The organism is Streptomyces sp. NPDC059092, assembly GCF_042756365.1.
GTDB lineage: Bacteria > Actinomycetota > Actinomycetes > Streptomycetales > Streptomycetaceae > Streptomyces.
In genome coordinates, this window is sequence record NZ_JBHZEJ010000019.1 from 89311 (window position 1) to 113221 (window position 23911).

20 protein-coding genes and 6 pseudogenes are annotated in these 23911 nt (G+C 68.9%); 14 read left to right on the forward strand and 12 right to left on the reverse strand.

Annotated features, from left to right (window positions below; all coding sequences use genetic code 11):
* Nucleotides 1–41: 41 nt before the first annotated feature.
* Complete coding sequence (locus tag ACFXPL_RS14410) at nt 42–1466, reverse strand: IS701 family transposase (RefSeq protein WP_384917814.1); 1425 nt, start codon at nt 1464–1466, stop codon at nt 42–44.
* Nucleotides 1467–1927: 461 nt separating this feature from the next.
* Here ACFXPL_RS14410 and ACFXPL_RS14415 point away from each other — a divergent pair, with 461 nt between their 5' ends.
* The 5 genes and pseudogenes from ACFXPL_RS14415 to ACFXPL_RS14435 form a co-directional block, all read left to right on the forward strand.
* Nucleotides 1928–2731, forward strand: a complete 804-nt coding sequence (locus tag ACFXPL_RS14415; protein ID WP_384917817.1) for a hypothetical protein — start codon at nt 1928–1930, stop codon at nt 2729–2731.
* 127 nt (nt 2732–2858) lie between these two features.
* Entirely contained in the window at nt 2859–3152 is a 294-nt protein-coding gene (locus ACFXPL_RS14420; RefSeq protein ID WP_384917820.1) for a hypothetical protein, read from the forward strand.
* Complete coding sequence (locus ACFXPL_RS14425) at nt 3149–4102, forward strand: helix-turn-helix domain-containing protein (protein WP_384917823.1); 954 nt, start codon at nt 3149–3151, stop codon at nt 4100–4102. The genes ACFXPL_RS14420 and ACFXPL_RS14425 overlap by 4 nt, the downstream gene beginning before the upstream one ends.
* 14 nt (nt 4103–4116) lie before the next feature.
* Nucleotides 4117–4578, forward strand: coding sequence for a cupin domain-containing protein (locus ACFXPL_RS14430; RefSeq protein ID WP_024494953.1), 462 nt, complete (start codon nt 4117–4119; stop codon nt 4576–4578).
* Between the two features lie 131 nt (nt 4579–4709).
* Nucleotides 4710–4850: pseudogene (locus tag ACFXPL_RS14435) on the forward strand (alcohol dehydrogenase catalytic domain-containing protein); the annotation flags it as partial.
* A gap of 54 nt (nt 4851–4904) precedes the next feature.
* Here the strand turns inward: ACFXPL_RS14435 and ACFXPL_RS14440 are convergent.
* The 6 genes and pseudogenes from ACFXPL_RS14440 to ACFXPL_RS14465 all read right to left on the reverse strand — a co-directional run.
* Nucleotides 4905–5150, reverse strand: a pseudogene (locus tag ACFXPL_RS14440) (transposase); the annotation flags it as partial.
* Nucleotides 5151–5187: 37 nt separating this feature from the next.
* A complete protein-coding gene (locus tag ACFXPL_RS14445; protein ID WP_384917899.1) occupies nt 5188–5844 on the reverse strand; it encodes a response regulator in 657 nt (218 codons plus the stop codon).
* 213 nt (nt 5845–6057) lie between these two features.
* Nucleotides 6058–7074: pseudogene (locus ACFXPL_RS14450) on the reverse strand (sensor histidine kinase); the annotation flags it as partial.
* A 232-nt stretch (nt 7075–7306) separates the two neighbouring features.
* Entirely contained in the window at nt 7307–9538 is a 2232-nt protein-coding gene (locus tag ACFXPL_RS14455) for an MMPL family transporter (RefSeq protein WP_384917826.1), read from the reverse strand.
* Nucleotides 9539–9725: 187 nt separating this feature from the next.
* Nucleotides 9726–10778: a DUF1214 domain-containing protein gene (locus ACFXPL_RS14460; RefSeq protein ID WP_384917829.1), complete on the reverse strand. Its 1053-nt coding sequence runs from the start codon at nt 10776–10778 to the stop codon at nt 9726–9728.
* A gap of 124 nt (nt 10779–10902) precedes the next feature.
* Nucleotides 10903–11100 carry a hypothetical protein gene (locus ACFXPL_RS14465; protein ID WP_384917832.1) on the reverse strand — a complete coding sequence of 66 codons (198 nt, stop codon included), beginning with the start codon at nt 11098–11100 and terminating at the stop codon, nt 10903–10905.
* Nucleotides 11101–11689: 589 nt separating this feature from the next.
* Here ACFXPL_RS14465 and ACFXPL_RS14470 point away from each other — a divergent pair.
* Together ACFXPL_RS14470 and ACFXPL_RS14475 are read left to right on the forward strand one after the other, a co-directional pair.
* On the forward strand, nt 11690–13288 hold the full coding sequence (locus ACFXPL_RS14470) for a TIGR03086 family metal-binding protein (RefSeq protein ID WP_384917835.1): 1599 nt from the start codon (nt 11690–11692) through the stop codon (nt 13286–13288).
* Between the two features lie 326 nt (nt 13289–13614).
* Complete coding sequence (locus ACFXPL_RS14475; protein WP_384917838.1) at nt 13615–14070, forward strand: hypothetical protein; 456 nt, start codon at nt 13615–13617, stop codon at nt 14068–14070.
* A gap of 292 nt (nt 14071–14362) precedes the next feature.
* Here ACFXPL_RS14475 and ACFXPL_RS14480 read toward each other — a convergent pair whose 3' ends face one another.
* Nucleotides 14363–14674 carry a three-helix bundle dimerization domain-containing protein gene (locus ACFXPL_RS14480; protein WP_384917841.1) on the reverse strand — a complete coding sequence of 104 codons (312 nt, stop codon included), beginning with the start codon at nt 14672–14674 and terminating at the stop codon, nt 14363–14365.
* A 312-nt stretch (nt 14675–14986) separates the two neighbouring features.
* Here ACFXPL_RS14480 and ACFXPL_RS14485 point away from each other — a divergent pair.
* A pseudogene (locus ACFXPL_RS14485) lies at nt 14987–15112 on the forward strand (XRE family transcriptional regulator); the annotation flags it as partial.
* A 536-nt stretch (nt 15113–15648) separates the two neighbouring features.
* Here the strand turns inward: ACFXPL_RS14485 and ACFXPL_RS14490 are convergent.
* The gene (locus tag ACFXPL_RS14490; RefSeq protein WP_384917844.1) at nt 15649–16380 is read right to left on the reverse strand and encodes a TetR/AcrR family transcriptional regulator; all 732 of its coding nucleotides are present in this window, start codon (nt 16378–16380) and stop codon (nt 15649–15651) included.
* Nucleotides 16381–16502: 122 nt separating this feature from the next.
* Between ACFXPL_RS14490 and ACFXPL_RS14495 the strand changes: the two genes are divergently transcribed.
* Nucleotides 16503–17300: an NmrA family NAD(P)-binding protein gene (locus ACFXPL_RS14495; protein ID WP_384917847.1), complete on the forward strand. Its 798-nt coding sequence runs from the start codon at nt 16503–16505 to the stop codon at nt 17298–17300.
* Nucleotides 17301–17714: 414 nt separating this feature from the next.
* Nucleotides 17715–18341, forward strand: a complete 627-nt coding sequence (locus ACFXPL_RS14500) for a hypothetical protein (protein WP_384917849.1) — start codon at nt 17715–17717, stop codon at nt 18339–18341.
* 45 nt (nt 18342–18386) lie between these two features.
* Here ACFXPL_RS14500 and ACFXPL_RS14505 read toward each other — a convergent pair whose 3' ends face one another.
* Both ACFXPL_RS14505 and ACFXPL_RS14510 read right to left on the reverse strand, forming a co-directional pair.
* Nucleotides 18387–18536 (reverse strand): hypothetical protein, encoded by a 150-nt coding sequence (locus ACFXPL_RS14505; RefSeq protein WP_384917852.1) that lies wholly within the window; start codon nt 18534–18536, stop codon nt 18387–18389.
* A gap of 69 nt (nt 18537–18605) precedes the next feature.
* A complete protein-coding gene (locus ACFXPL_RS14510; RefSeq protein ID WP_384917855.1) occupies nt 18606–19199 on the reverse strand; it encodes a TetR/AcrR family transcriptional regulator in 594 nt (197 codons plus the stop codon).
* Between the two features lie 135 nt (nt 19200–19334).
* Here ACFXPL_RS14510 and ACFXPL_RS14515 point away from each other — a divergent pair, with 135 nt between their 5' ends.
* Nucleotides 19335–20135: an alpha/beta fold hydrolase gene (locus ACFXPL_RS14515; protein WP_384917858.1), complete on the forward strand. Its 801-nt coding sequence runs from the start codon at nt 19335–19337 to the stop codon at nt 20133–20135.
* Between the two features lie 14 nt (nt 20136–20149).
* On the opposite strand, the pseudogene ACFXPL_RS14520 reads toward ACFXPL_RS14515, so the two are convergent.
* Nucleotides 20150–20932: pseudogene (locus ACFXPL_RS14520) on the reverse strand (helix-turn-helix transcriptional regulator); the annotation flags it as partial.
* Nucleotides 20933–21320: 388 nt separating this feature from the next.
* Here ACFXPL_RS14520 and ACFXPL_RS14525 point away from each other — a divergent pair.
* The 3 genes and pseudogenes from ACFXPL_RS14525 to ACFXPL_RS14535 form a co-directional block, all read left to right on the forward strand.
* Complete coding sequence (locus tag ACFXPL_RS14525) at nt 21321–21704, forward strand: hypothetical protein (protein WP_384917861.1); 384 nt, start codon at nt 21321–21323, stop codon at nt 21702–21704.
* Nucleotides 21694–23229, forward strand: a complete 1536-nt coding sequence (locus tag ACFXPL_RS14530; protein WP_384917864.1) for a caspase domain-containing protein — start codon at nt 21694–21696, stop codon at nt 23227–23229. The genes ACFXPL_RS14525 and ACFXPL_RS14530 overlap by 11 nt, the downstream gene beginning before the upstream one ends.
* A gap of 215 nt (nt 23230–23444) precedes the next feature.
* Nucleotides 23445–23911: pseudogene (locus ACFXPL_RS14535) on the forward strand (IS701 family transposase); the annotation flags it as partial.

The following is a 23911-nucleotide window of genomic DNA, read 5'->3' on the forward strand; positions in this document are numbered from 1 at the left end:
GTAGGCGGATAGCGGTGGTTTGTTATACCGGGGAGTAGAGATCAAGTGGGTGGCCTGCGCCGACGGCGTTGATCAGGGCTTGGAGTTCGGGTGGCGGGGGTGCGTTGGTCCAGGCTCGCCAGCAGCGTTGGAGGGTGGTCCAGGGGTCGAGCCAAGCCCGGACAGCGCGGATCGCCTCGGGCCAGCTGGTCGGAGGGGGCTGGTGGGGTCCGCTTGGGCCCCCTCTCAGCCGGTCCCGCCGGCGTGGCAGCCGGCGGGACCGCTGGGACGACAGCGGGCTCACGGTTTGGAAGTCGGGCGAACCAGGTGTCCCAGCAGAACGAGAACGCGCAGGTGACCAGGGTCTGGTGGCGGCGGATCGCGATGTCGGAGCGGACCTGGAAGTCGGCCCACCCGAGTTCGTCCTTGACCTGCTTGTAGCTCTGCTCGATCCAGTGGCGGATACCGTAGATCCGGACGACTTCGTGCAGGTCGGCGGCGGGTTCGGGGCTGTCGGCCTCGCGGGGGCCGCCGGGGCGGGGCAGGTCGGTGGCCAGGTACCAGGTGGCCTGCGCGGGCAGTGTGGCAGGGTCGGTCGTCGCGACGACCAGGCGGACGTTTCCGTCGGGTCCCCACCAGCCGAGGCGGGCGTCGGCGGCCCACCAGGTCTCGGTGCGCCCGTCGCGGAAGGTGCGTTCGACGGCGGTCCAGTCGCCTGGATTTTCGGGGTCGGTCCAGGTCAGGGCGTGGGCGGCGTCGGCGGGGGTGTAGGCGTCCTTGCCGTAGGCCCAGGTGCCGTGGCTCGGTTTGAGGGCCATGACGAACGGCAGCCCCGCCGCGTGGAGTTGCCTGCGGAAGCCGTCCTGGTCGCCGTAGGCGCAGTCGGCGGCCACGGCTCGGAAGGCCACCCCGGCAGCCTTCGCGGTGCGGGCGAGTCCGGCGGCGATCTGAAGCTTCTTGCGGAAGCCGGGGTCACTCTTGCCCTGGGGGAAGTGATGGGCGGGACTGTAGGGCACGGCGTGCAGCGGGTAGTAGAGGTTCTCGTCGGCCCAGCAGGTGGTCACCGTCACGATGCCGTTGTCGGTCTTGCCCAGTCGGCCCAGCCACTGCCGTCCGATGTGCGCGGTCGCCTTGCTGTCCTTGCGGTCCCCCGAGTCGTCGATCACCAGCACCCCGCCCGGGTGCGGCGCAGTCGCGGGGTCGGCCAGCAGCAGTTCGACCCGGCGAGCGTTGACCTGCTCATGGTCCCACGTCGACTCGGACAGGAAGAACTGCAGCCGCTGCACCGAGGGGTGCTGGGCACCGACGACGGGTTCGGTGCCGGCCAGGCAGGTCAGCGTCTTGTTGCGGTCCCGCGGCAGCAGCAGACCAGCGAGATACTCCCGAAAGCCACGGCGCTGTGCCAGGGTGGAGAACAGGTCATCGAAGCGTGCGGCGTAGGCTTCCAGCGGGCCCGGAGCGGGCGGACACGGTACACGGCGAGTCATCACAGCTCCCAGGCAGCGAGGCGACGTTCCTCTGCTACCGGCCTACTGCGGCCATGACCCGCCGTCAACAAACCACCGATAGGCGAGTGGGTCCGGCCTCGAGGTCAGACCAGGCCTGCTCCCGTATGCGGTTGCGAGCTTGATTGCCGGAGCGGGCCGGTGCCGGACCGGAAATCCTGCACGTATGTCAGTGGCGGTGACGACACTTGGTCCATGACGCTTGACCGTGCCGATCTGGCACCGCCGCTGCTGGTCCCTTCCCGATCGGCGTTCAACCCCATGGTGCTGGACCGGCCGACGCTGCTTCCTGTCCTCGACACCAATGCGTTGCTGGTCGAAGCCTGCTCTCTGGCCAAGCACGGCCGTCGGCAGGCCGGGTCACCGCGCTGGCCAGCACCGGCCGCGCTACCCCGTATATCGCCGCGCATGTCCCCGGCGAAGTCGACGAACACCTGGCCAAGATGGCCGACCAGTTCAAGGTGGCGGAGCGTCAGGCACGCCGCGTACTCGATCAGCAGATCTGGCCCGCCCTTCGGGTGGTCGACCTGGAGATCCGTGATCACCTGTCCTGGCGGACCCGTCACATCCTGCGGGTCGACCGGGAGGTGCCGCTGAAGTACCGGGGCGACCCGGACGACGCACCCACGATGGCGCTCGCAGAGTTCCTTGGACCGTGCGTCATCGTCTCCCAAGACAGTGTCTTCGAGCGCTTCGGATTCGCTGTCATCGAGTGGATCCCCGTCGCCCAGAGCGTGCTGCGCCTGGCCGGCCTGGAGGCCACCGCCGCGAACGCGCTGGTACTCATCGAGCTGGCACTCCGACTGCTCGGCGCGGGCGCCCACCGCCTGGCGGGCCTCGCCGCACGCAACCCGCTTGCCGCATCGGCCGCCGTGGGCGGACTGCTGTGGTGGTGCTACCACCGTGGCTACCTGACCCGCGACAACTGGCGGCGGACTCTCTCGCGGATGGGGGATGCGGCAAGGCCGTTGCTGGAATTGGCTGAAGCCGGGATGACCGAGCACCAGACGCTCAATGACTCGCTTCTGGTGGTAGAGCCCCCGGCCTACCCGACCAGCGAGCAGCTGGCCGCCCGCTACCTCGCACGCTGCGGCCGACCCCCGACGCCCGGCGAACTGCGTGACGCGCTCGCCCGACGCGGCCACACGATCTCCGCCGCGCAGTTGAAGCACGAAATGCTCACCCACCGCGCGTTCATTCGCGCCCCCGGCGACCTGTGGACCGTCGGCCGCCCGGTGCAGGGATAACAGATCGTGTGCTGGAGAGATCTGACCCGCCTCGGACACCACGGGCCTTGCTGAGGTCAACCATCCCCGGGGCGCGGAACGACGAAGGCGACCGGGGTTGTCAGTGAGGCAGGGCAGACTGGACTCCGTGACGACCTCCGACGTTCGGGGCCTGGAGCAGCTTGAGCGCGCCGTCCTGGACGACACTGCCTCTCTCGCCTCTGCCCTCCGGCAGTGCCTCATGCTGGCTGGCTACGCCCACCATGAGGAACTGCGCGCCTGGGCGCTGAAGGAACTGAAGGGGTACCCGGCGGCAGATGAGCTGCCTTCGTACCGGAAGGTGCCGGCAGAGCCTGGTGGAGCAGATGCGGGCCGGCGCCGCTGTAACCTTCCGCCGAACACGTGCCCGAGCAGAAGTGTCGCCGTTATCATTGACCGGTGATCGGCAACCTTGAGTCGTTCCAGGACGAGCTGGCCGCCAGCGGGTTTCCGCCGCTGGTCAACAAGCTGGCCGGGGCCGGCTTCCGGGGCGGGATCGCCACCCGTGACCTCGGGCCGCTGCGGCTGGTCTCCCTCGACACGCCCGAGAGCGCCTGCATCGGGCGGGAGCGCGACGCCTCCGACGGCGAGAACCTGGCGGTCAAGGTGATGACCCGGGGCCGGACGCGGATCGAGCAAGGGCGCGGCGACGCCGAACTCGGGCCGACCGACCTGGTACTGCTCGATCCCACGCGTACGCTCCGGTTCGAGAGCACCGCCGCGGCGCACGTCACCATCCTGGTTCCGCGCCGGGAGCTTCGGATCCGGCCCGCGCAGATCGACCGGCTCATCGGCGTACGCATCGACGGCAGCCACGGCCCGGGCGCTCTCGTCTCCGTGCTGGCCCGGGAGTCGGCGTGGTCGGCGACCGAGTTCCGCGAGGCGGAGGCGCTGCGGTCGGCGGCGGCCGTCGTCGAGCTGATCGCGGTCGCATTGGAGGCCCGGCTCGGCGATGAACAACCGGCCCCGGACGAGTGGCTGCGGAGCCGGATCGCCGGCTACATCGAGACCCGGCTGGCCGATCCCGATCTGTCCCCGCCCGGCATCGCCGCCGCCCACAACATATCCGTACGCCGGCTGCACAAGCTGTTCGAGGACCAGCCGCTCACCGTCGCGGCCCTGATCCGCCGTCGCCGCCTGGAGCGCTGCCGGGCCGAGCTGACCGGAAGCGGACGTACGGTCACCGCCGTGGCCGCCCGGTGGGGATTCTCCGATCCCACCCATTTCAGCAAGCTCTTCAAGGCGACGTACGGCTACAACGCCCGTGCACTGGTAACCAGCAACCGTGCACAGACGACCAAGACGCGCACAGCCGGCCCGGACAAGGATGGTGGTGACCAAGGCAGGCAATAGCAATAGGAGAAGTCGTGGCGAAGGTAAACATCGTCCGCCCCGGTGAGGGCGAGATCCTCGGCAGCGGGGCGCAGCAGATCCGCATCCTGGAGAACGGCGAGCACACCGACCACCGGCTGGGGTTCGCCGAGGTCACCATTCCGCCGGGCACCCCGAGCCCGTTGCAGCATCGCCACGCCCAGCATGACGAGGGCTTCTACGTGCTGGCGGGAACTTTCCGGTTCACCGTCGGCGAGGACCAATACGACGCCGGGCCGGGCACCTGGGTCATCGTGCCGACCGGGGCGCCGCACACGTTCGCCAACGTCGGCGACGAGAACGCGGTCATGCTGAACACCTTCACGCCGGACCTGTATGTGCAGTACTTCCGCGACTTCAAGGCCATGATCGATTCCGGGCAGCCGGTCAACGCCGAGACCATGCAACCGCTCTGGAAGAACTACGCCACCGAGATCTCGAACGAATACGCCTCGTGAAGCGCCTTCAATACGACCGCTACGGCGGCCCGGAGGTGATGCGGCTCGCTGAGTTCGAGCCACCACGCCCGGGTCCGGATGAGGTTCTCGTCCGCGTCCGAGCGGCGGCTTCCAACGCGCTGGACTGGAAGATGCGCAACGGCGAGGTGAAGCTGATGACCGGCCGCTCCTTTCCCCGGGCGACGGGGCACGACTTCGCCGGAGTCGTCGAGGCGGTCGGCGCCGGCGTCACCCGCCTGAAGGCCGGCGACGCGGTACGCGGCCGGGCTCGGTTCCGGCAGGCGGGGGCGTTCGCCGAGATGGTGACGGCCCCGGAGAAGGCGGTCGTGCTGGTGGGCCCGGTTGACGGTGGAGTGGACCGAGACGGTCCACTCCACCCGGCCCACCGTGTCATCGCGGACCTGGACCTGCTCCAGCCGCTTCGCCCAGGTACCGTCCGTCTCCCAGCGGGCGAACCGCTCGTAGACGGTCTGCCACGGCCCATACCGCTCGGGCAGATCACGCCACGGAGCACTCGTCCGCAGCCGCCACAGAACACCGTTGACCACCTGACGGTGGTCACGCCACGCCCGTTCACCTGAGGTCCTGAGAGAAATCTGCGAGTGCCCATCACGCCGGGCGTACCAGTCCGGTGTCATAGGCGAAGGTCACGGCCTGGACGCGGTCGCGGGCGCCGATCTTGGCGAGGATGTGGCTGACGTGGGTCTTGACGGTGGACTCGGCGAGGTTGAGGCGTTCGCCGATCTCGATGTTGCTCCAGCCTGAGGCGATCGCGGTGAGAACCTCGCGTTCGCGCTGGGTGAGGGCGGTGAGCCGTCTTTCCTGTTCGGGGGTGTGGCCGTGCAGGCGGTCGCTGAAGGAGTCGAGGAGTCTGCGGGTCAGAGCGGGGGCGATGACGGCGTCCCCGGCGGCCACCGCGCGGATGCCGGCGACGAGTTCGTCGGGCAGCGCGTCCTTGAGCAGGAAGCCGCTGGCTCCGGCGCGCGGAGCGGCGTAGGCGTGTTCGTCGAGGTCGAAGGTGGTCAGGACCAGGACGTGGGAGCGGCCGCCGGACTGGACGATGTGGCGGGTGGCCTCGATGCCGTCCATGCCGGGCATGCGGACGTCCATGAGCACGACGTCGGGACGGAGTTCGGCGGTCTTGCGGACCGCTTCGGCGCCGTGGGTGGCCTCGCCGACCAGGGCCAGATCGGGGTGCTGTTCCAGGAGCATGCTGAAGCCGAGACGTTGCAGGGCCTGGTCGTCAACGATGAGGACGGTGGTCATGCCCGTCGGTTCTCCGAGTGAGCGGGGGCGGTGGCGGTGAGGCGGGCCCGGACGGTCCAGCCACCCTGCGCGTTGGGACCCGCGGTGATCTCTCCCGCGTAGAGGGCGGCGCGTTCGCGCATGCCGACCAGGCCCCCGGCCGCCGCCGTGCTCCGGGTGCTGGGCCGACGGCCCGGTGTCCTCGACGGTGAGGTGTACGGCGTTGGCGTCGGACGTGATGGAGACGGTCACGGCGGTGTCGGGGGCGGCGTATTTGAGGGTGTTGGTCATGGCTTCCTGGACGATGCGGTAGACGGTGAGCTGGACGCCTGGTGTGAGGCCGCCCAGGTCGCCCTCGGTGTGCCGGGTGACGGCGGGGCCGGCGCCGCGGACCCGCTCCAGCAGGGCGTCGAGGGCGGCCAGGCCCGGCTGCGGGGCGAGCGGGGTGGCGTCCGGTTTCTCGCCGTCGTCGCGGATGACGGCGAGTAGCCGGCGCAGTTCGGCCAGAGCGCCGCGCCCGCTGCCGGCGATGATCCGCAGGGCGTCGGCGCCGCGCCTGGGCGAGGTCTCGGCAATTCCGGCGGCGCCGTCGGCGAGACCGACCATCACGGACAGGGTGTGGCCGAGGATGTCGTGCATCTTCCGGGCGATCCGGGCGCGTTCACCGGCGACGGCGAGGCGGGCCCGCTGGTCCTGCTCGGTCTCCAGGTGCACCGCGCGGTCTTCCAGAGCGGCGATGTAGGCACGCGCCATCCGGATGGCCAGGCCCAGTCCGGTGAGCGCCACCGTGGCGGCCACCATCACGGTGACCATGGCGGGAACCTGGGTGAGGTACGAGGCCGGCCCGTTGGCGGAGACGGCCAGTCCCGTCGCGACCGCCTCCGGAAGCCCGACCGCGAGGGCGCAGCCCAGCTGGGCGGGAGTACCGAGGCGGGCCACGTTGTAGAGGGCGACCAGGCGGGCCGCGTTGGAGCCTGCCATCACCCCCAGGGCGATGTCCGCGACGGAGACGGCTGCGATGACGGTGAAGACCTGGAGAGGCCAGCGTTCGCGCCACAGCAATGGAACGGTGAACCCGATCAGCAGCGCCAGCACGACGGGAACCCCATGTCCGGAGCCCCCGGAGGCCTTGGCCAGGGACGGCAGGGCGAACACCGTGAGGAGAACCGGCAGCCCCCAGCGCCGCGCCCTCGGGTGGGCCTGGTCGGCCTGGTTCACCGACGTCAGCCGGGACAGCAGACCGACGATCATCCGGTGCTCGGAGACACTCAGCAGCGTGTCGGGGGCGACGGACCGGCCCGTCGGATCGGCAGAGCTGGTGCGGTCACTGCGTACACCTCCACGGTGCAGGAGGACCGCCCGCCGGTCCTGGGGGGCGGACCGGCGGGCGGGGACTGGGGGGCTCGGCCGCTGCGGCCGTACGGCTGACCAGGGATTTCCCGCCTCTGGTGAGGCCTCTGGTGGAGATCGTACGGCCGTCCGGTCAGCTCCGGTCCGATGCGGCGGGCGAGAACGGCCGGTGTTCCCCGCCGGCCTCGCCGTCGGACGCTCCCGGCTTGTCCAGCAGGTGCTGGAGCTTCTCGCCCTCCACGTCCACGTTGGGCAGCATGCCGTCGAGCCACCGGGGAAGTGTCCAGGCACGGCGGCCGAGCAGCGTCATCACGGCCGGAACCAGGGTCATCCGGATGACGAAGGCGTCGAAGAGCACGGCTGAGGCGAGGCCCAGACCGATCGACTGGATCAGCGCGGAGTCGTCCAGGACGAAGCCGCCGAACACGGAGATCATGATGATCGCTGCGGCCGTGACCACCCGGGCACTGTGCCGGAAGCCCGCGACGACCGCCTCCTTCGGCTCGGCCCCGTGGACGTACGCCTCCCGCATCCGGGTGGCGAGGAACACCTCGTAGTCCATGGCGAGACCGAACACCACGCCGACCAAGAAGATCGGCAGCACGCTCACGATCGGCGAGGTCTGGTCGACGCCGAACACGTCCGCGAACCAGCCCCACTGGAAGACTGCGGCCACGACACCGAGAGTCGCGAACAGGCCGAGCAGGAAGCCGCCCGCCGCCTTGAGCGGGACCATCAGCGAACGGAAGACCAGCAGCAGAAGGATCAGCGCCAGACCCACCACCACGCAGAGGTAGGGCACGAGGGCGGAGGAGAGCTTCGCGGAGACGTCGACGCTCAGGGCGGTCGTGCCGGTCACCATCATCTCGGCGCCGGTGTCCTTTGTGTACGAGACGCCCTGGTCGCGGATGTCGTTGACCAGAGCGATGGTGTCCTGGCTGCGCGGGGCGCTCTGCGGCACGGCGCGGATCAGGGCGACGTCACCGGACTGGTTGTAGCCGGCGATGCCGACCGAGGCGACGTCGGGCATCTTGTCGAGCAGAGTGACGGCGTCCTGGGCGGCGCTCTTGGCGCTGCCGCTTCCCGCGTCGACGACCACCGTGAGCGGCCCGTTGTAGCCGTCCCCGAACCCCTTGGGCACGGTGTCGTAGGCGATCCGCGCGCTGCTGCCGGGGGCAGCCGTCGAGTCGTCGGGCATGGCCGTCTCCAGCGACAGCGCGGGAACGGCCAGGGCCAGCAGGCCGACCACGGAGACGGCGAGCATCTTCACCGGGTTACGGGTGACGAACCGCGCCCAGCGCACACCCAGCGCCTTGCCCTCGCCGCGCTCCAGCTTCCTCATGCGCTTGGTCTTGAGGTTGCCCTTGGTGATCCGCTTCCCCGCGAAGCCGAGCATCGCGGGCAGCAGGGTCAGCGCGATGAGGACCGCGATCGCCACCGCGAACGCGGCGGACAGACCGATGTCGGCCATCATCCGGATGCCGATGATGCTCAGCCCGGCCAGCGCGATGATGACGGTCAGACCGGCGAACACCACCGCGGAACCGGCGGTCCCCAGCGCCCGCCCGGCGGCCTCTTCATGGTCGTGACCGTCGGCGAGTTCGCTGCGGTAGCGGGAGACGATGAACAGCGCGTAGTCGATGGCGACCGCCAGACCCAGCATCACGGCGAGGGTGGGCGCGGAGGAGCTCAGGTGCCACAGGCCGGTCGCGATGGTGATCGACAGCATCGCCAGGCCAACTCCGAACAGCGCGGTCAGCAGCGGCAGCCCGGCTGCGGCCAGCGAACCGAACGTGATCACCAGGACGAGCGCCGCGACGACGATCCCGATCGCCTCGGAGGCACCGCCGCCCGCCTTCTCCTTGACGGCGTTGCCCCCCATACTCACCGACAGGCCCGCCTTGTCGCCCTTGGCGGCCACGTCGTGCAGGGCGTCTTTGGCCGCGTCGCCGACGTCGGCCTGGGCGACCTTGAACGTCACCGAGGCGTACGCGATCGTCCCGTCCTTGCTGACTGCTCCTCCGGTGTACGGGTCGACGACACTCGCGACCTGGGGGGCCTCCTTGAGGTCGGCGACGAGACTCTCGACCTCGGTCTTCGCACTGGACGTGAGCTTCCGCCCGACCGGGGCCTCGAAGACGACCCGCACGGTCGCCCCGGAGGCCGAGGCCTGCGGGAACTCCTTGTCCAGAAGGTCGAGCGCCTTCTGGGACTGGCTGCCAGGAATGGTGAAGCTGTCGTTGGAACTGCCGGACGTGCCCGCGGCGCCGACACCGATGGCCGCCATTACGACGATCCACAGCAAGGTGACCAGTCGGCGTCGCCGGAAAGCGAGCCGGCCAAGCCGGTAAAGGAACGTGGCCACGGAAACTCCCAGAGGGATGGAGTGAAGGGGGTGGAAGGGGAAGGACCGGCCTTTCCGCCTGGCCCGAAATCCACGCTAGGAGCGGTCCTGACCGCATCAGCGGCACGGGAGGACCGAAAAGCGACGGCGGCCGTAGTACCCAGGTACTACGGCCGCCCGCTCCTCGGAGGGTCCTCGCGCGGACGACTCAGCCGATCTTCTCCAGGCGCGGCGGCTTCCAGTCACCCGACAACGCGCTGTCGTCCGGGGCATAGATACGCAGGACGTACAGGAAGCTGCCGCCCGCCGTCGGCAGCCAGTTGTTCTCGGGTGTGCCGGTGGGGGCGTCCGACGGGAGGCAGATGTCCGTGGTGCCGTCCTCGTTGGCCTCCAACAGCGACAGTTCATCCAGTTTGTACCGGCCGATCGAGTTCTCCGGGATGTTCATCTGCGTGTCCCAGTACGCGATCAGGCACCAGAAGCCCCCGGTCTTGAACGGAGACATCGAGTCCTTCTCGAACCGCACCCGGTAGGTGCTGCCGCCGTCCAGCGTGTTGCCCTCGGAGTCCGTCACCGTGCCGTAGCCCTTGAACACCTGGGGCGGATTCACGCTCGGAGGCTGGTAGTAGTAATAGGTGTTGCGGACGTGATAGTCGCCTCCGGCCTCCAGGGCGTCCCCGTCGACGGTGATCCAGCCGTCCTCCGTGTACGAGTACTGCGCGAAGTACTGCGGGAATCCGCTCTCGAAGTCCTGCGGGATCGCTTCGAGCCTTTCGGTCAGATCGGCGTCGAAACCATCCAGGGTGAACGTCTTGCCGGCACCGATGTCGTACTTCTCGAATCCGGCCGCGAGGTGCTTATAGGCATCCTCCACCGGATTGTCCACCGTGAGCCGGTTGTAGCTGTTGAAGAAATCGACGAGTGCGATGCTCGCCTTCCTGGCGTACGGGTCGTAGTCGTAGTCGGGGTTGACCGTGCTGGCCGGAGGCACGTAGTCCGCGTCTTCGTAGGCAGACAGCGGACGGATGTCGAGTCTCTTCTGGAGGGCGTCGACGGTCGCATAGTCGTTGTCGTCGACGTCGGTGAACTCCCGGATCCGGATCATCAGGAGCGCGAGATCGGTGGGGCAGTCCACCCTCGTCACGCCCTCGGGAAGGTCTCCTGCGAACGGTACGGCGGGCACGGCGGCCATGGGCTCGTTCTCGGCGCGGACGTGCGAGGCCGGTGATCCGGAAGGCGCGGCCGAGTAGCGACCAGCCACGACGGCACCGCAGCCGAACGAGGGCACGTCACCGCCCTGCGGCAGAGCCGTAAGTCGGCACAGCCTGCCGAGCGCTCAGCAGCCGGGGTCCTTCGACGACGCCGGTCTCGCGCGGGGCGGCGGCTCAGTCCCACACCTTGACGGGCGGCTCGGTGTTGCTGAGCATCGCGAGGGCGTCGTCGGAGGCGGTGGCGAGCACCTCGTAGACGCCGTCCGGGAGATCAAGGCGCAGCTTGGCCCTGCGGTACGGCCTCGGCGTGGAACAGGCCCTTCTGGGCCCCCCGGTCTCGGTCCGGGACGCAGCAATACGCTCACACAGCACCCCGGTTCGGGACGTTCCCGTCTCTACTGCTCCGACGCCCGCTACCGCAAAGCCCACCCGCGGATCGACAACACCGAGGACGCGGTCGGCGCCGACGCGGCCGCCACCGACCTGGCCGACCTTGTCCAGATGCTCCTCGACGCCAGCGCGCGCTCGGCCACTACCTCGAATGCGAACAGGCCCTCAAGGAGACCCAGAAGGCCGTCGTCGTCCTGTGTCGCAGCAGCAGGACGACGACCTCCGAGATCGCCTCCTTCCTGCACGTGAGCGCGCACAGCGTTCGTCGGCGGCCTTCGTCGCTGCCGCAAGGGCGTGCGCACCGGTCGGGTTGTGCTTGAACCAGTGACGGCCCTGTTCGGTCTTGTACGCCCGCCGGGCCTCGGCTCGCTGACACCTCGGTCGTGGAAGGCGTCGTCGAAGGGTGCGTCGTCGGAGTCCACGCCCTCGGGAATTTCGGTGGCGATCGTGAACTGCTCCTTGGGGTGTCGGCGTACGACTGTTTGTGTCCAGCCGCGTACACCGAAACGTCCCTGTGGGAATCTCCGCGGTGAAAGCCGGCGGAAGCCGGGTGCCTGTTGACTCTCCCTCCATGGGAGACCCAAGGGTGGAGCGCATGCACGTCGGTGACAACACGCTGTGGAGCATCGGGGAGGTCGCCCGGAAGACCGGACTGTCGGTGAAGCTGATCCGGCACTGGTCGGACGCCGGGGTCGTTCACCCGGCAGGTCGGACTCCGGCCGGCTACCGGCTGTACGGCACCGAGGCACTGGCCCGGCTGCAGCTTGCGCAGACACTGCGAGGGCTGGGCCTGGGGCTGGCGACGATCCGGAACGTACTGGAGCGTGAGAGCACCCTGTCGGAGGTGGCCGTGACGCACATCGACGCGCTGGAGACGCAGATCCGAACGCTGCGAACACAGCAGGCCGTGCTGCGCTCCGTCATCCGCCGCAACACCACTGCCGAGGGGCTCACCACCATGACCGAGCTGGCGCGTATGTCCGCCGCCGAACGCCGTGCCATCATCCAGGACTTCGTCACCGACACCCTGGGCGAACTGGACGTACCCACCTACCGACGGGGCCTGCTGGCGGCCACCCCTGACCTCCCAGCCGATCCCACCGACGAGCAGGTCGACGCCTGGATCGAACTGGGCGAACTCGTCAGGAATCCGGTTCTGCGCACCAGTGTGCGCCGTATGGCCCACTACGCCGCCGAACACCGCCCGGGCGAACACGACGACAGCGCGCTGCGGGATGCAGAGCAGGCGACAGAAGACTGGCTGCGGCGGGTTGAGACAGCGACGGCGCAAGGGATTGCCCCGGACTCGCCGGCAGCCGATCCCGTCGTCACCGCCATCGTGGCGACCTGGATCCCCACGCAGGCCGCTCCGGACGGAAAGGATCTCGTCGACAACACACAGGCCAGAGGCCTACTCCTTGAGCAGCTAGAAGTCGCCTCCGACACGCACGTGGAGCGGTACTGGCAGCTGCTGTGCATGATCAACGGCCAGCCCGTGCGGCCCAGCATGGCGGCAGCCGGCCGATGGCTGACGACGGCACTGCGGGCGCATCCTGAACCCGGTGCACGAGCCTCGCAACTCGCCGAGTTGTACGACGTCGGTCAGGACGTGTGGGAACCGACCGGCGTACTCCACGCCTGTGACGAAGTCCTGGACGCCGTCGGCGGGCTCGTCTCCGCGGTGGAGCCGGGCCAGTTCGACCGGCCAACACCCTGCGCCGACTGGGACGTTCACACCCTCCTCAACCACCTGGTCTGGGAGAACCTGCTGTGGGCCGGCCTGGCCAACGGAACTCCCCGTTGCGACTTCACCGCCGACCATCTCGGGAATGACCATGTCGCGGCATTCCGTACCGCGTCCCAGGCCACACGGTCGGCCTTCAGACGCCCGGGCATGCTCGAACGGCGCTTCGGGCCAGCTCCCGGGCGACGGCTCGTCGAGCAGTTGGTGATCGAGATGCTGGTCCACGGCTGGGACCTGGCCCAGGCCATCGGGCACCCCGACGACATCGTTGGGCACGTCGCTGAGACGGCGCTCCCCGTCGTACGCGAGATCTACGGCGATCTGCCCCGTACTGCCGCCGGTTCCTTCGCTCCGCCGCAGTCGGTCCCCGGCAACGCCGGCCCGCTCGACCGTCTCGCCGCCTACCTGGGCCGCACTGTCACGTGACGAACGGCAGGTCCGCGCCGATGTGACCGGTGGTGGCCCGCCCTCCTGCGGGAGACCTGCGGGAAGGCGGGAGCGTGCGACGGTTGGCCCGTCGCACGGCTGTGTCCCGCGAGGGCGTTTCGGTAACGGTGTTGCCGGCCGAGTAGGCAGTAATGACCGACGCGAGTGGACTTACCCGAGGGGGATCGTGGGCCTGGGGATCGCAGGCAGGTGCAAGAGGTTCCCGTTCCCGGCGGTTTCCAGCCGTCGGGGTCCGACCGGCGGTCACGCCTCGTCAGGTCTCTTCGAGGCGTGCCTTTCACCGAGTGCAGTGAAGGAGATCACGTATGTCTGATCGTGTGGCCGGATTGGCGATTCGCCGATCTCGGGCGGTACTCATGGTCGCGGCCCTGGCCCTTGCCCTTGCCCTCATGAGCGTGATGGGCACAGGAACCTACGCCAACGCCAAGGGACAGCCGGAGTCGAACCCCACGGCTGCGGCCGTCTACCCCTACAACTTGGAGCTGTCCACCGGCGGCCTCGAACACCCGTGGGATGTCAGTATTGACCCCGCCGCAAAGACCGTTGCCTTCAATCGCGGCGAATTTCGCAGTTTCGCCGTCGACGACTGGATCGCGGGAAGGGGACAGCACCCCAGCTGGGCCATCATCCGCGTGAACGACTTTGAGGGCACCCCAGTGAGGGCGTACAGATACGTCAACCCCTTGGTGACCAAGGTGGAACTCGGGGGAGGGGGGGCCATGAGGGTGACCGCAAAGTACCAGAGCCTGGAGATTTCCTGATTGTCCGCTGATGGTCCCGCACGGCCCGGTGGGCATACCACCGGGCCGTGCACGCCGCGTACCGGCCGGAACATGACGCTGTCCATCCGGTTTCCGCAGACATCGCGGCACGCCGGGGTGACGCCGTCAACGCCCAGGCGCGGCATCGGGCGCGGCATCGGGCGCGGCGAGAGCATGCGGGCCGGAAGGCGGGGTCCCAGCCGTCGGGCAGCCAGATGCTCTGCGGACCAGAGCCTGAGCCCACCGGCGAACGGGCCCGTGTCAGCGGACCGCTGACACGGGCCCCGGTGGTTCACGCCGGATCCGTCTCCGCCCGCTGCGGGCTTCCGCTGCTCCGGCTGCTCCTGGTCTCCGCCGCGATGACGGCAAGAGCGATTCTGGCCCTGCGCTCGACCAGAACGGGCACGTAGGCGCGGACTTTCGCATGGCGCAGTGCTTCGTGGGCTGTTCGCACGAGGGCGTCCACGGTGTCGGAGTCCACGGCGGGGAAGGATGCCTTGAGCCGCTCCGTTACACGGCGGAGCGCCGCCTGCTCCGCCGGGGAGTGAGGCCCGGGGCCGCTGTCCGCCGGCGCTCCGGGCTCCGGGGCTCCGGGGGTGTTCATCCTCTCGCCCCGAAGGCGCTCACGACGCCGCTCGTCCACGTCCAGTTCACAGCACATCCCGCATCCACTCAGGCAAGCACTTCGTCCAGCCTGGCAGGGAACCTCCGCTCCCAGTCTCCGAGGCTTCCCCTTTTCCTGCATTACGGGGCCATGGGGAAGGGCGGCCTTGCCGACGGTGCGTACCGCACGCAGTCACCGGCCTGGGCGAGACGCGGAACCCCCGCCGCGGCCGGGCCTCCCCGCGCGCCCGACGCCCTTGACCAGCGCTTTGGATGCGGAACCGCCGGCATCGACGACGACCAAGAGCTGGTCCGCACCGACCTCGCCGCCCGGCTGGAATCCGAGGTCAAGCAGCGGTGGCAGCCGCAGATCCGGGCCAAGGCGAGGGAGAAGGCAGCGACGACCGGCGGCATCGTCATCGACGTCCACGCCCGCCTCGCTCGCCGCCGAGGAGGAGGAGTCCTGATACCCGATCCGGGTTCCCCGATACTCGGTCGCGGGAGGGGCGAACTCGGCCAGTCGGAGGGATTCTGCGGGATTCACTGACGACGAGGCAGGGCACGGACCCGCATCACCCTCAGCCCACGTCGCATGCGGTGCAGGAAGGTGACGAAGCGCCAGCCCTCGCGGGCTGGTCGGTCCGGGGCCTGGAGGATTCCCGGAACCAGCACGAACATACGTCTGCCCGGAGCGGCCTCACCACGTCACCCGCCGCGCCCCGGCCGGACCGGCCATCGGCATCACCCGGATTGCCCAGTATTGCCCGAGCCCGCGCCGAGTCCTTCGAGGGTCGACTCCCGGATGTTCTCCCGTTCGGTCTTCCGTCATCGCCGCGAAGAAGACGAACAGCAGGTGGCCGGGGCCGCTGAGGTCGTACATCCCGGGCAGAGGTCCGGCGAGCATTTCCAGGACCAGGCCGTGGGCGGTGAGAAGAACTGAGCCGGTCCACGCTGCCACGGCCTGGTCGCGCCGGCCTACCGGCCGTCCGGACCGCCGCTCGCCGCGGGGTGCCGCTCAAGGTTCAGAGAGCGCAGAAGCTGGGTGACGTCGTCGTCGTAGAGCTTGTCCAGGCGGGTGGTGCGGGCGTGGAGGTGCCCGTGGACCTCCAGGCTGATCAGGCCGTGCAGGTGGCCCCAGATGCGCAGGGTCAGGGCGACGACGGCGGGCGGGAGGTCGGGGAAGGCCGGACGAACCTGGTCGAGGAGTCCGGGGTCGAAATCGGACCAGTGGAAGTCGCTGTCGACGTACAGGTGCTCGGCATGGGGCCAGGCGGCGGCGGCCAGGACGAGCAGGCCGGTGCAGAAACGTAGTTCGGCCTGCGGGGCGGCGCCTCCCTCGGGGGGCTGATATCCGGGCACAGCGTCGCCGTAGATGAGACGGAAGCCCTCGGGGTTGGCCAGCGCCCAGGTCCGCAGGGCGTGGGCCCAGGCCCTGATCCGGCCACCGGTGTCCAGGTCGGCCGCCTGGACGGGGACGTCGACGGCGTCGGCGAGCGAGGTGTAGACGTCATCGATGAGGGCGGTGACCAGGTCGTCGCGGGTGGCGAAGTAGCCGTAGAGGGCATTGGGGGTCATGCCCATCCGGCGGGCGATGGCCCGCAGGGTGATGCCCCCCGGGCCGCCGGCGGCCATCAGCTCCAGCGCCACACTCTTGATCTCGGCCGTCGTCTCGGTGCGCAGGCGTTCGCGCCGCCCCATGGTCGCCATCCCGCAACTTTACAGCGTCACCGGACTGTCTGCCGTTCGGAAACTTCACGCCGTATAGTTAGTTCACGGCGTCCACTCGCAATGAGTGGGCAGCCCAGTCCAGCGATCGGGAGAAGAAGCCCATGTCTGCATCCACGCAGCTCACCCTTGTCATCGGGGGCACCGGCAAGACCGGTCGCCGCGTCGTCGACCGGCTCACCGCCCTCGGCCGCCCGGTCCGTATCGGCTCCCGCTCCGGCCACCCTCCGTTCGCCTGGGAAGACCCGGCGACCTGGAAGCCCGCACTGGAGGGGGCCGACCGCGTCTACATCGTCCACCCCGACCCGTTCCAGCCGGATTACGCCGAGCAGATCGGTGCCCTTTCCCAGACCGCGGCCGACTGCGGGACGCGGCGTCTGGTCCTGCTGTCGGGCCGGGGGGACAGCGTTTCCCAGGCCAGCGAGGAGAACGTCAAGGCCGCCGGTGTGGAATGGACCGTGGTGCGCGCGGGCTGGTTCAACCAGAACTTCAGCGAGGCGTTCTTCCTCGACGCCATCCGCGCCGGCGAACTCGCCCTGCCGGCCGGTGACTGGACCGAGGGCTTCATCGACGCCGACGACATCGCCGATGTGGCGGTCGCTGCCCTCACCGAAGACCGCCACCACGGCAAGACCTACGAGCTGTCCGGGCCCCGCCTGATGAGTTTCGCCGACATCGCCGCGGAACTGTCCGCCGCCACCGGACGCCAGATCACCTACACCGCGCTCATCCCGGAGACGAACCCCGGAGACGAACCCGGTTTCGCCGAGGTGTTCGCCTCCGATCCCACCGCACCGCACCGGCAGCTCGCTCACGGAGTCCAGGAAGCCCTCGGCCGCGAGCCCAAGGACTTCTCCCAGTACGCCAGGGAGACCGCGGCAACCGGCATCTGGAACGCCTGACCCCCATTCCAGCCGGGCGGCTGGTCAGGCCGCCCGGCTGTAGCTGCCGGCACCGGGCGGACCGTCACCGCGGAGCGGACTGACCGCACTCCGGCAGAGGCCTACGCCGACCTCCTGAACAGCAGTGATGCGCTGACCGCTTGAGCTCGCCATCGTTTGACGACAGGCACGGCACGGAGGACGCGTGGACCGAACGCCGCCGTCCCGCCGGCACCGTTCATGCCCAGGCGCTGTACCGGGCCCGTGAGGAGCGCGCTCGACGCGGCGAAGCAGCGCCCGGGGAGCAGCCGGTACCAGTACGGAACACGGCGTGATGCAGCCAGCTCAGCGCCGACCGGCGGACGAGGACGGCGATTGCCGTGCTGCGGGAGCCCCTGGTGCCGTGGCAGTGGCCTGTGTGCCATCGTGCTGGCCATGGAGCCCGAGTCGAGCCGTCCGTCGCGTCACGTCGATGCGGGGCAGTGGCTGGTGCAGTTCACGGATCGCATTCTGGTGGTGTGCCCGCGGTGCGGGAGCCGGGCTCTCGTCGTGCCCAGGCCGGATCTTGAGGCGCCCCGGTTCGTCGCGGAGCTGCTGTTCATGCCACGGCGCCTCGTGTGTACGGCATGCGGTCATACCGACGCATGGGAAGCCGAGACGGAGGGCGCCGCGCTCATCGGCGTGACACCAGGCGGCACGGAGGATCCGTTCTTCCGGCAGCCGTTGTGGCTGCAGACACGCTGCGCCGGGCACATTCTGTGGGCGTACAACGAGAAGCACGTGCACGAGCTGACCGCATACGTCAGCGCCGTGCTGCGCCAGCGTGTCGCCTCGCCGGCGACGGCGATGTTCCCACGGCTTCCCGCGTGGATGAAACGGGCCGGCAACCGCCCCGAAGTCCTTGCCCGACTGCGGACGTTGCGGGAACTCGCCGAACGCTCAGCGCCGGACGAGCGCTCCGACACCGCGCACCGACGGGACGACCGGCCACGTCTGCGCAGGAGCACGCTCTTCCGGGCCGGCCCCTACCAGGAGCCTGCCCGAGGTCCCGATGGATCTTGAAGTGCGCCGGGCTCTGGCGGGCGCAGTCCGCACGCCATCGTCTCTTCAGGCTTCCGCCTGGTGGCGCGCGGGGTGGTTCTCGTCGACGGTCGCGTTGTCCCGTTCCCGTCGGTTCGGGATCGGCTGGTCGGCGAGCGCGGCGATCAGCCGACCGGTCCTCGTCGGCGGGTAGGGTCGCGGGACACGGGCAGCCATGTGCTTGAGGAGACGGCCGAGTGGGCTCCCGGCACTGCCGACCTCGATTCACGTGCGCCTGATGGAGCGTCAGGGATGATCGGGTCTGACGATATGCACCAACGCGCGCAGACCAGCGACGATGTCGGCGCCGGTGGGGGCCCGATCGGGGTCAGTGAGCCACTGCGTCATCAGACCGGTGAGCAGAGCCATCTGGGTGGCGCCCAGCGTGCTCGCCGCTTCATCGTCGACTGCGTCCTCCTCGACGCCGCCGAGGATGGCCGCGAGGCCCCGCCGTCCCTGGGCCTGGCCCCCGGCGAGGTAGCGGCGCAGGTCCTCGGAGTGCTCAGCCTGGGCGAGTGCCTCGACCGAGGCGAGCCACAGAGTGCGGTGCGTGGAAAAGGACTCGATGATCCTGTCCCACATCGCCTCGTACCGCTCGGCAGGTGTAGCTCCCTCCGCGCCGAAGGTGGCCAGGGTGCGGCCGGTGTGGGTGCCCCATTCGTCGATGGCGTCGATGAGCGCGGCGTTGAGCAGTGCCTCGCGGGAGCCGAAGTGGTAGCCGATGGCAGCCATGCTGACCCCGCCGGATGCGGCCGTGATGTCGCGGACGGTGGTACGCGCCCACCCTTTCTCCTCTAGGCAGCGGCGGGCCCCGACGAGCAGGTCTTCACGGTTTCCCATGGCCGGAAGCTATTCGATGGTGCTGCGTCCGCGCAAGACGAACGCCTCATTCGCTTGCCTGAGACTTTTGTCTTGCGCGTGCGCCCAAATCTTCGCTACGGTCCCTTTCAGTGCAACCGAGAAGGGGGATCTGCCATGAGCGAAATCGCCGCGAACGACACCGCCACCCGCGCCGAACTCGTCATTGACGGCCGCCGGCTGTCGTACCTCGACTTCGGCGGGACCGGCCGCCCGCTGGTCGCGCTGCACGGTCACCTGTCCGAGGGCGCCACGTTCGCCCACCTCGCCCGCGCGTTGAGCCCCGAGTGGCGGCTGATCGCCCCGGACCAGCGTGGCCAGGGGGAGTCGGACCGCGCCGCCGACTATTCGCGGGAGGGATATCTCGCAGACCTGCAGGCCCTCCTGGACCACCTGGAGCTGGACCGTATCGTGCTGCTCGGCCACTCCCTCGGTGCTGTCAACGCCTACCAGTTCGCAGCCCGCCACCCCGAGCGCGTCAGCGCGCTCGTTAACGCCGAGGGTCCCGCCGCCCTCGGTCTGGACGGGGCGAACCCCTTCGGCTTCCTGCTGAACCTGCCCTACCGGGCGCCCACCCGCGACGCGCTTGTCGCGGGCTTGGGCCCGGCCGCGCCGTACTTCTCCGACCGGCTGCGGGAAAACGCGGACGGCACATGGCGGCTGCCCTTCCACCCCCAGGAGATGTACCAGTCCGAGGAGCAGGTCCACGGTGACCACTGGGACGACTGGACGGCCACTGCCTGCCCGGCCCTGCTGGCCCACGGCACCAAGGGGGTCATCCCGCCCGAGCAGGTCCGTGCCATGGTCGAGCGCCGCGCCGGCACCGTGTCGGCCGAGCTGGACGCCGACCATCTCATCTACACCACCGCCCCCAACGCGTTCGCCGCCGCCGTCCGGGCGTTTCTCACCACAATCTAGGCAGCCCGGTGGCGCTATCGCGGGTAGTGACTGGCCTGTGCTCCCAGGATGTTCAGCAGGGCCAGGGCCTCGGCGCCGGGGGATCCCGGCACTGCGCTGTAGAGCACGAGGTACTGGTCGCGGTCGGTGAGGGTGAGGGTGTCGCAGTCGACAGTGACCTCTCCGACGGTCGGGTGGCGGAAGGTCTTGGTGAGCATCGGCGCGGCCTGTACGTCGTGTCGTTCCCAGAGCCGGGCGAAGTCGGGGCTGGCGTCTCGGAGTTCGTCGACAAGGCCGCTCACCGCGGGATCGGTGGGGTAGCGGGCGAGGGTGGCGTGGAGCTGCATCACGACGCTGAGGCGGAACTCGGCGGCGTCGGAGATCCCGTAGAGCGTCGCATCGGTGCGCTGCGGCCCGGGGAAGGCCCGGCGCGCGAGGTTGCGGTCCTCGGGGGCGAGCGGGAAGAAGTCCTCCATGAGCGCTGCCGCGAGGTCGTTCCACGCCAGCACCTCGAACGCGGCGGACATCACGAAACCGGCCGTCTGCGGCAGCCGCTGAAGAAGCGCGAGCACGCTGGGGCGGACGTCGCGCCGGTGCAGTCCGGTCCGGTTCGGCGCGGTGCCCGCGAGGACGTGGAGGTGGTCGGACTCTGCGTCGGTGAGCCGCAGCGCTGCCGCGACCGCGGCCAGGACGTCGCCCGAAGGACGTGGCGCCCTGCCCTGCTCAAGCCGGATGCAGTACTCCGTGGAGATGTGCGCGAGGACCGCCACTTCCTCGCGGCGAAGACCTGGTGTACGGCGTCGCGGGCCGGAGGGGTGTTGCGGCTCTCTTGGGGATGAGCAGTCCTCACGTGCCGACCGGGGAGTTGCTCAGTTTCAGAGAGCAGAGTTTGATGTAAGTTACTGACAGGTAGGGTTGATGTTGATTTGAAGGTGCGCCACTGTCGGTTGGCTTGACCTGTGGTCTTGTGTGGCATCTCCGGGATCTGCTCAGCAGGAGCGTTAGTTGCTCAGGGGCAACGGGCCGCCGGTAGTGGCGGTCGAGGACCGCTGGTGTGAAGGCTCGGAGTCGGCCCTGTCTCGTGGTGTGGCATCTCTTTATCGGGCCTGAGCTGAGCGGGGCGGGCACGCGCACGTAGGGTTACTCCTTGTACTGGCCTGGGGCAGCCCTGGGCATCAGATGTACGCAGCAGCGGGGGAGTACGCGATGCACGGCACCCAGGACACCGGGGCGACGGGCGTTCAGATCAGGCTCGACTCGGCGACTGAACTCGATGACCGCCTGGCGCTGATCGGGTGGCTCCGCGGTGAACGCGGCCTCCAGGGACGCGTCCACGTCGTGCCCGCCGCACCCGCGGAGAACGAGCTCGGTGCCGGGATCGAACTGCTCACGGTGTCCCTCGGGTCCGGCGGTATCGCCACCATCTTGGCCGGCTCGCTCGCTACCTGGTTGCAAAACCGCCGTACCCCGACCAAGATCCGCATCTCCGTCATTCGGGCCGACCGCACCCTGGAACTCGAGACCGGTGACGCCGCCGAGGCCGAGGCGCTGATCCAGAGGTTCCTGGGGGAGGACACCGGTGGAGTATGACGATGCTGCCATCCTCATCGGAGTCTCCCAGTACCGGGACCCCTCCCTCCTGGACGTGCCCGCAGCTCGCAACAGCCTGCACGCCATGCACCGGCTGCTGACCAGCCCCGAGTTGTGCAGCTGGTCCGAGGAGCAAGTGCATGTTGTGGAGGACCCCGCTGGGGCTACGGACCTGGCCCTGGAACTGCACCGCCTGGCCGAGGAGACCACGGGGACTCTGCTGATCTACTTCGTTGGCCATGGAGTTGTCAGCAGGTCCGGTGCTCTGTGCCTGGCCGCCGGTGATACCCAACTGCGCTATCCCGACCTCACCGGCCTGGAGTACGACAAAGTCCGCAGCGCTCTCCTGGACTCCCCAGCCCAGGTGAAGCTCGTGATCCTCGACTGCTGTTACTCGGGCCGGATCATCCAAGGCCTGGCGGGCGTCGGTGAGAGCCAACTCGTTGACAGCACCGACATCCGCGGTGTCTATACGCTCACAGCAGCCGACCAAGTCGCCCACGTGCCTTCGCGAGACGAGACCGCCAGCACATCCTTCACTCAAGTCCTGTGCGACGTCGTGCGCAGCGGCATCCCGGGTGCCCCGCCGACACTGGCTCTGACCGACATCTATCCCAAGCTCAAGAGCACGCTCAAGGCGCGCGGTCTTCCCGAACCGAACCAGCGCGGGACTGACACGGTCGAGTCCTACCCCTTCAGCCGCAACGTCGCGTACGCCGGCGGTACCGGATTCCGGCTGCTCCCTCAGGAGTACGTGGACTACTTCCTCAGGATCCTCGCCGCACAGCCGCGCCACGACCTCACGGCCGAGAATATTGAGAAGCTGGATGACTGGCCCGGCGTCTACCTTCTGCATCGGGAGGCAAGCGACGCCCCGGAGATCCTCTACGCGGCAAAGGGCGACCGTTCGATCGCCGTCCGTCTCGGAAAACACCTGCGAAAGATCAGCGGACGCTGCCATATCGGCCCCCGCGACGTCTCGTTTAGCTATCTCAAACTGGACGACGACCTCAGTGTCCTGGCGCCGGAGCGCCTCGTGCTCCAGCACCTTCACGCTCAGGGACGTTCTCCGCAGTGGAACAACAGCGGCTTCGGCAACAACGACGCGGGCAGGATGAGAGACTCCCACCGGCGCAGCGGTGACCACTTCGACTTGCTCCATCCCATCGACCTGTCGTGGCCTGTTCGCTTCGACGAGCCAAACTCCAAGGTGACGGCGCACAAGATGGCCGCGCAACTACGAGCCCAACTCCCCTACGGCGTCCGTATCGAGCCCCGGGAAACCGAACTCGACCAGGTGCGGCTCGCCCTCCCGGACGGCTCTCTCAGCGCGGATCAGGCCTTGCGCCTGCTCGCCACTGCCATGGGCGACTCATGGCAGATCAGCGCGCTGGTAGGCCAGGTCCTGCTGTACCGGGAGCAGGACAAGAAGTATCCCAACGCCATCCGCTACTACGCGGGCACACAGACGATCACTGAAATGCCTGAAGTGTGCAAGGCGGCCGACCTCCCTGACGACAGCTGAGAGGCACGACCTGCGCTCCGGCGAGACGAGAGGGAAGACGCCGTTTGTACCTTGCTCGGGCAACGCTGCGATGTAGCTGGGGCCGTCGGGGAGCGCTGAAGTCTGAGCCTGCGGTCGCTGGCGAAGTACAGGTACGGCTTGTGCTGGTTGATCCAGCCCTAGTACTGCAACGGCGTTTGGTGTGACTGGTGGCCAGGACAGTCGTTGATCCGAATATGGGTGGGGAACTCGGTGAGGTCAGGGCGTGGGCAGCGGGTCTGGGCGAGTTACATGAGCGGTTCGTGCACCGATTTGCTCGGTCGGAGCCGCGGGAGTCGGCGCTGGCTTACATGAAGGGGCTGATCGCTCCGTTGGAGCGGAAGAACGGTTGGACGCTGGCGGAGGAGGCCGGCCACGCGGCTCCTGATCGGATGCACCGGCTGCTGAACCGGTGCGACTGGGACGCCGATGAGGTCCTCGACGACGTCCGCGACTACGTCGTGGAGCATCTCGGCGACCCGGACGCGGTGCTGATCGTGGACGACACCAGATTCCTGAAGAAGGGCGTCCGCTCGGCCGGCGTCCAACGCTAGTATTCGGGCACCGCGGGGGCGGACAGAAAATTGTCAGGTCGGTGTTTTCCTCGCGTATGCCGGAGAACGCGGCCGCACCTTGATCGACCGCCGCCTGTATCTGCCCACGT

Excerpts from the sequence above, each read along its gene's own strand:
- ACFXPL_RS14475 (WP_384917838.1), top strand. The coding sequence starts at position 13,615 with ATGTCTGATCGTGTGGCCGGATTGGCGATTCGCCGATCTCGGGCGGTA.
- ACFXPL_RS14490 (WP_384917844.1), bottom strand. The coding sequence starts at position 16,380 with ATGGCGACCATGGGGCGGCGCGAACGCCTGCGCACCGAGACGACGGCC.
- ACFXPL_RS14445 (WP_384917899.1), bottom strand. The coding sequence starts at position 5,844 with ATGACCACCGTCCTCATCGTTGACGACCAGGCCCTGCAACGTCTCGGC.
- ACFXPL_RS14500 (WP_384917849.1), top strand. The coding sequence starts at position 17,715 with ATGGAGCCCGAGTCGAGCCGTCCGTCGCGTCACGTCGATGCGGGGCAG.
- ACFXPL_RS14495 (WP_384917847.1), top strand. The coding sequence starts at position 16,503 with ATGTCTGCATCCACGCAGCTCACCCTTGTCATCGGGGGCACCGGCAAG.
- ACFXPL_RS14410 (WP_384917814.1), bottom strand. The coding sequence starts at position 1,466 with ATGACTCGCCGTGTACCGTGTCCGCCCGCTCCGGGCCCGCTGGAAGCC.
- ACFXPL_RS14470 (WP_384917835.1), top strand. The coding sequence starts at position 11,690 with ATGGGAGACCCAAGGGTGGAGCGCATGCACGTCGGTGACAACACGCTG.
- ACFXPL_RS14510 (WP_384917855.1), bottom strand. The coding sequence starts at position 19,199 with ATGGGAAACCGTGAAGACCTGCTCGTCGGGGCCCGCCGCTGCCTAGAG.
- ACFXPL_RS14515 (WP_384917858.1), top strand. The coding sequence starts at position 19,335 with ATGAGCGAAATCGCCGCGAACGACACCGCCACCCGCGCCGAACTCGTC.
- ACFXPL_RS14480 (WP_384917841.1), bottom strand. The coding sequence starts at position 14,674 with ATGAACACCCCCGGAGCCCCGGAGCCCGGAGCGCCGGCGGACAGCGGC.
- ACFXPL_RS14505 (WP_384917852.1), bottom strand. The coding sequence starts at position 18,536 with ATGGCTGCCCGTGTCCCGCGACCCTACCCGCCGACGAGGACCGGTCGG.
- ACFXPL_RS14415 (WP_384917817.1), top strand. The coding sequence starts at position 1,928 with ATGGCCGACCAGTTCAAGGTGGCGGAGCGTCAGGCACGCCGCGTACTC.
- ACFXPL_RS14525 (WP_384917861.1), top strand. The coding sequence starts at position 21,321 with ATGCACGGCACCCAGGACACCGGGGCGACGGGCGTTCAGATCAGGCTC.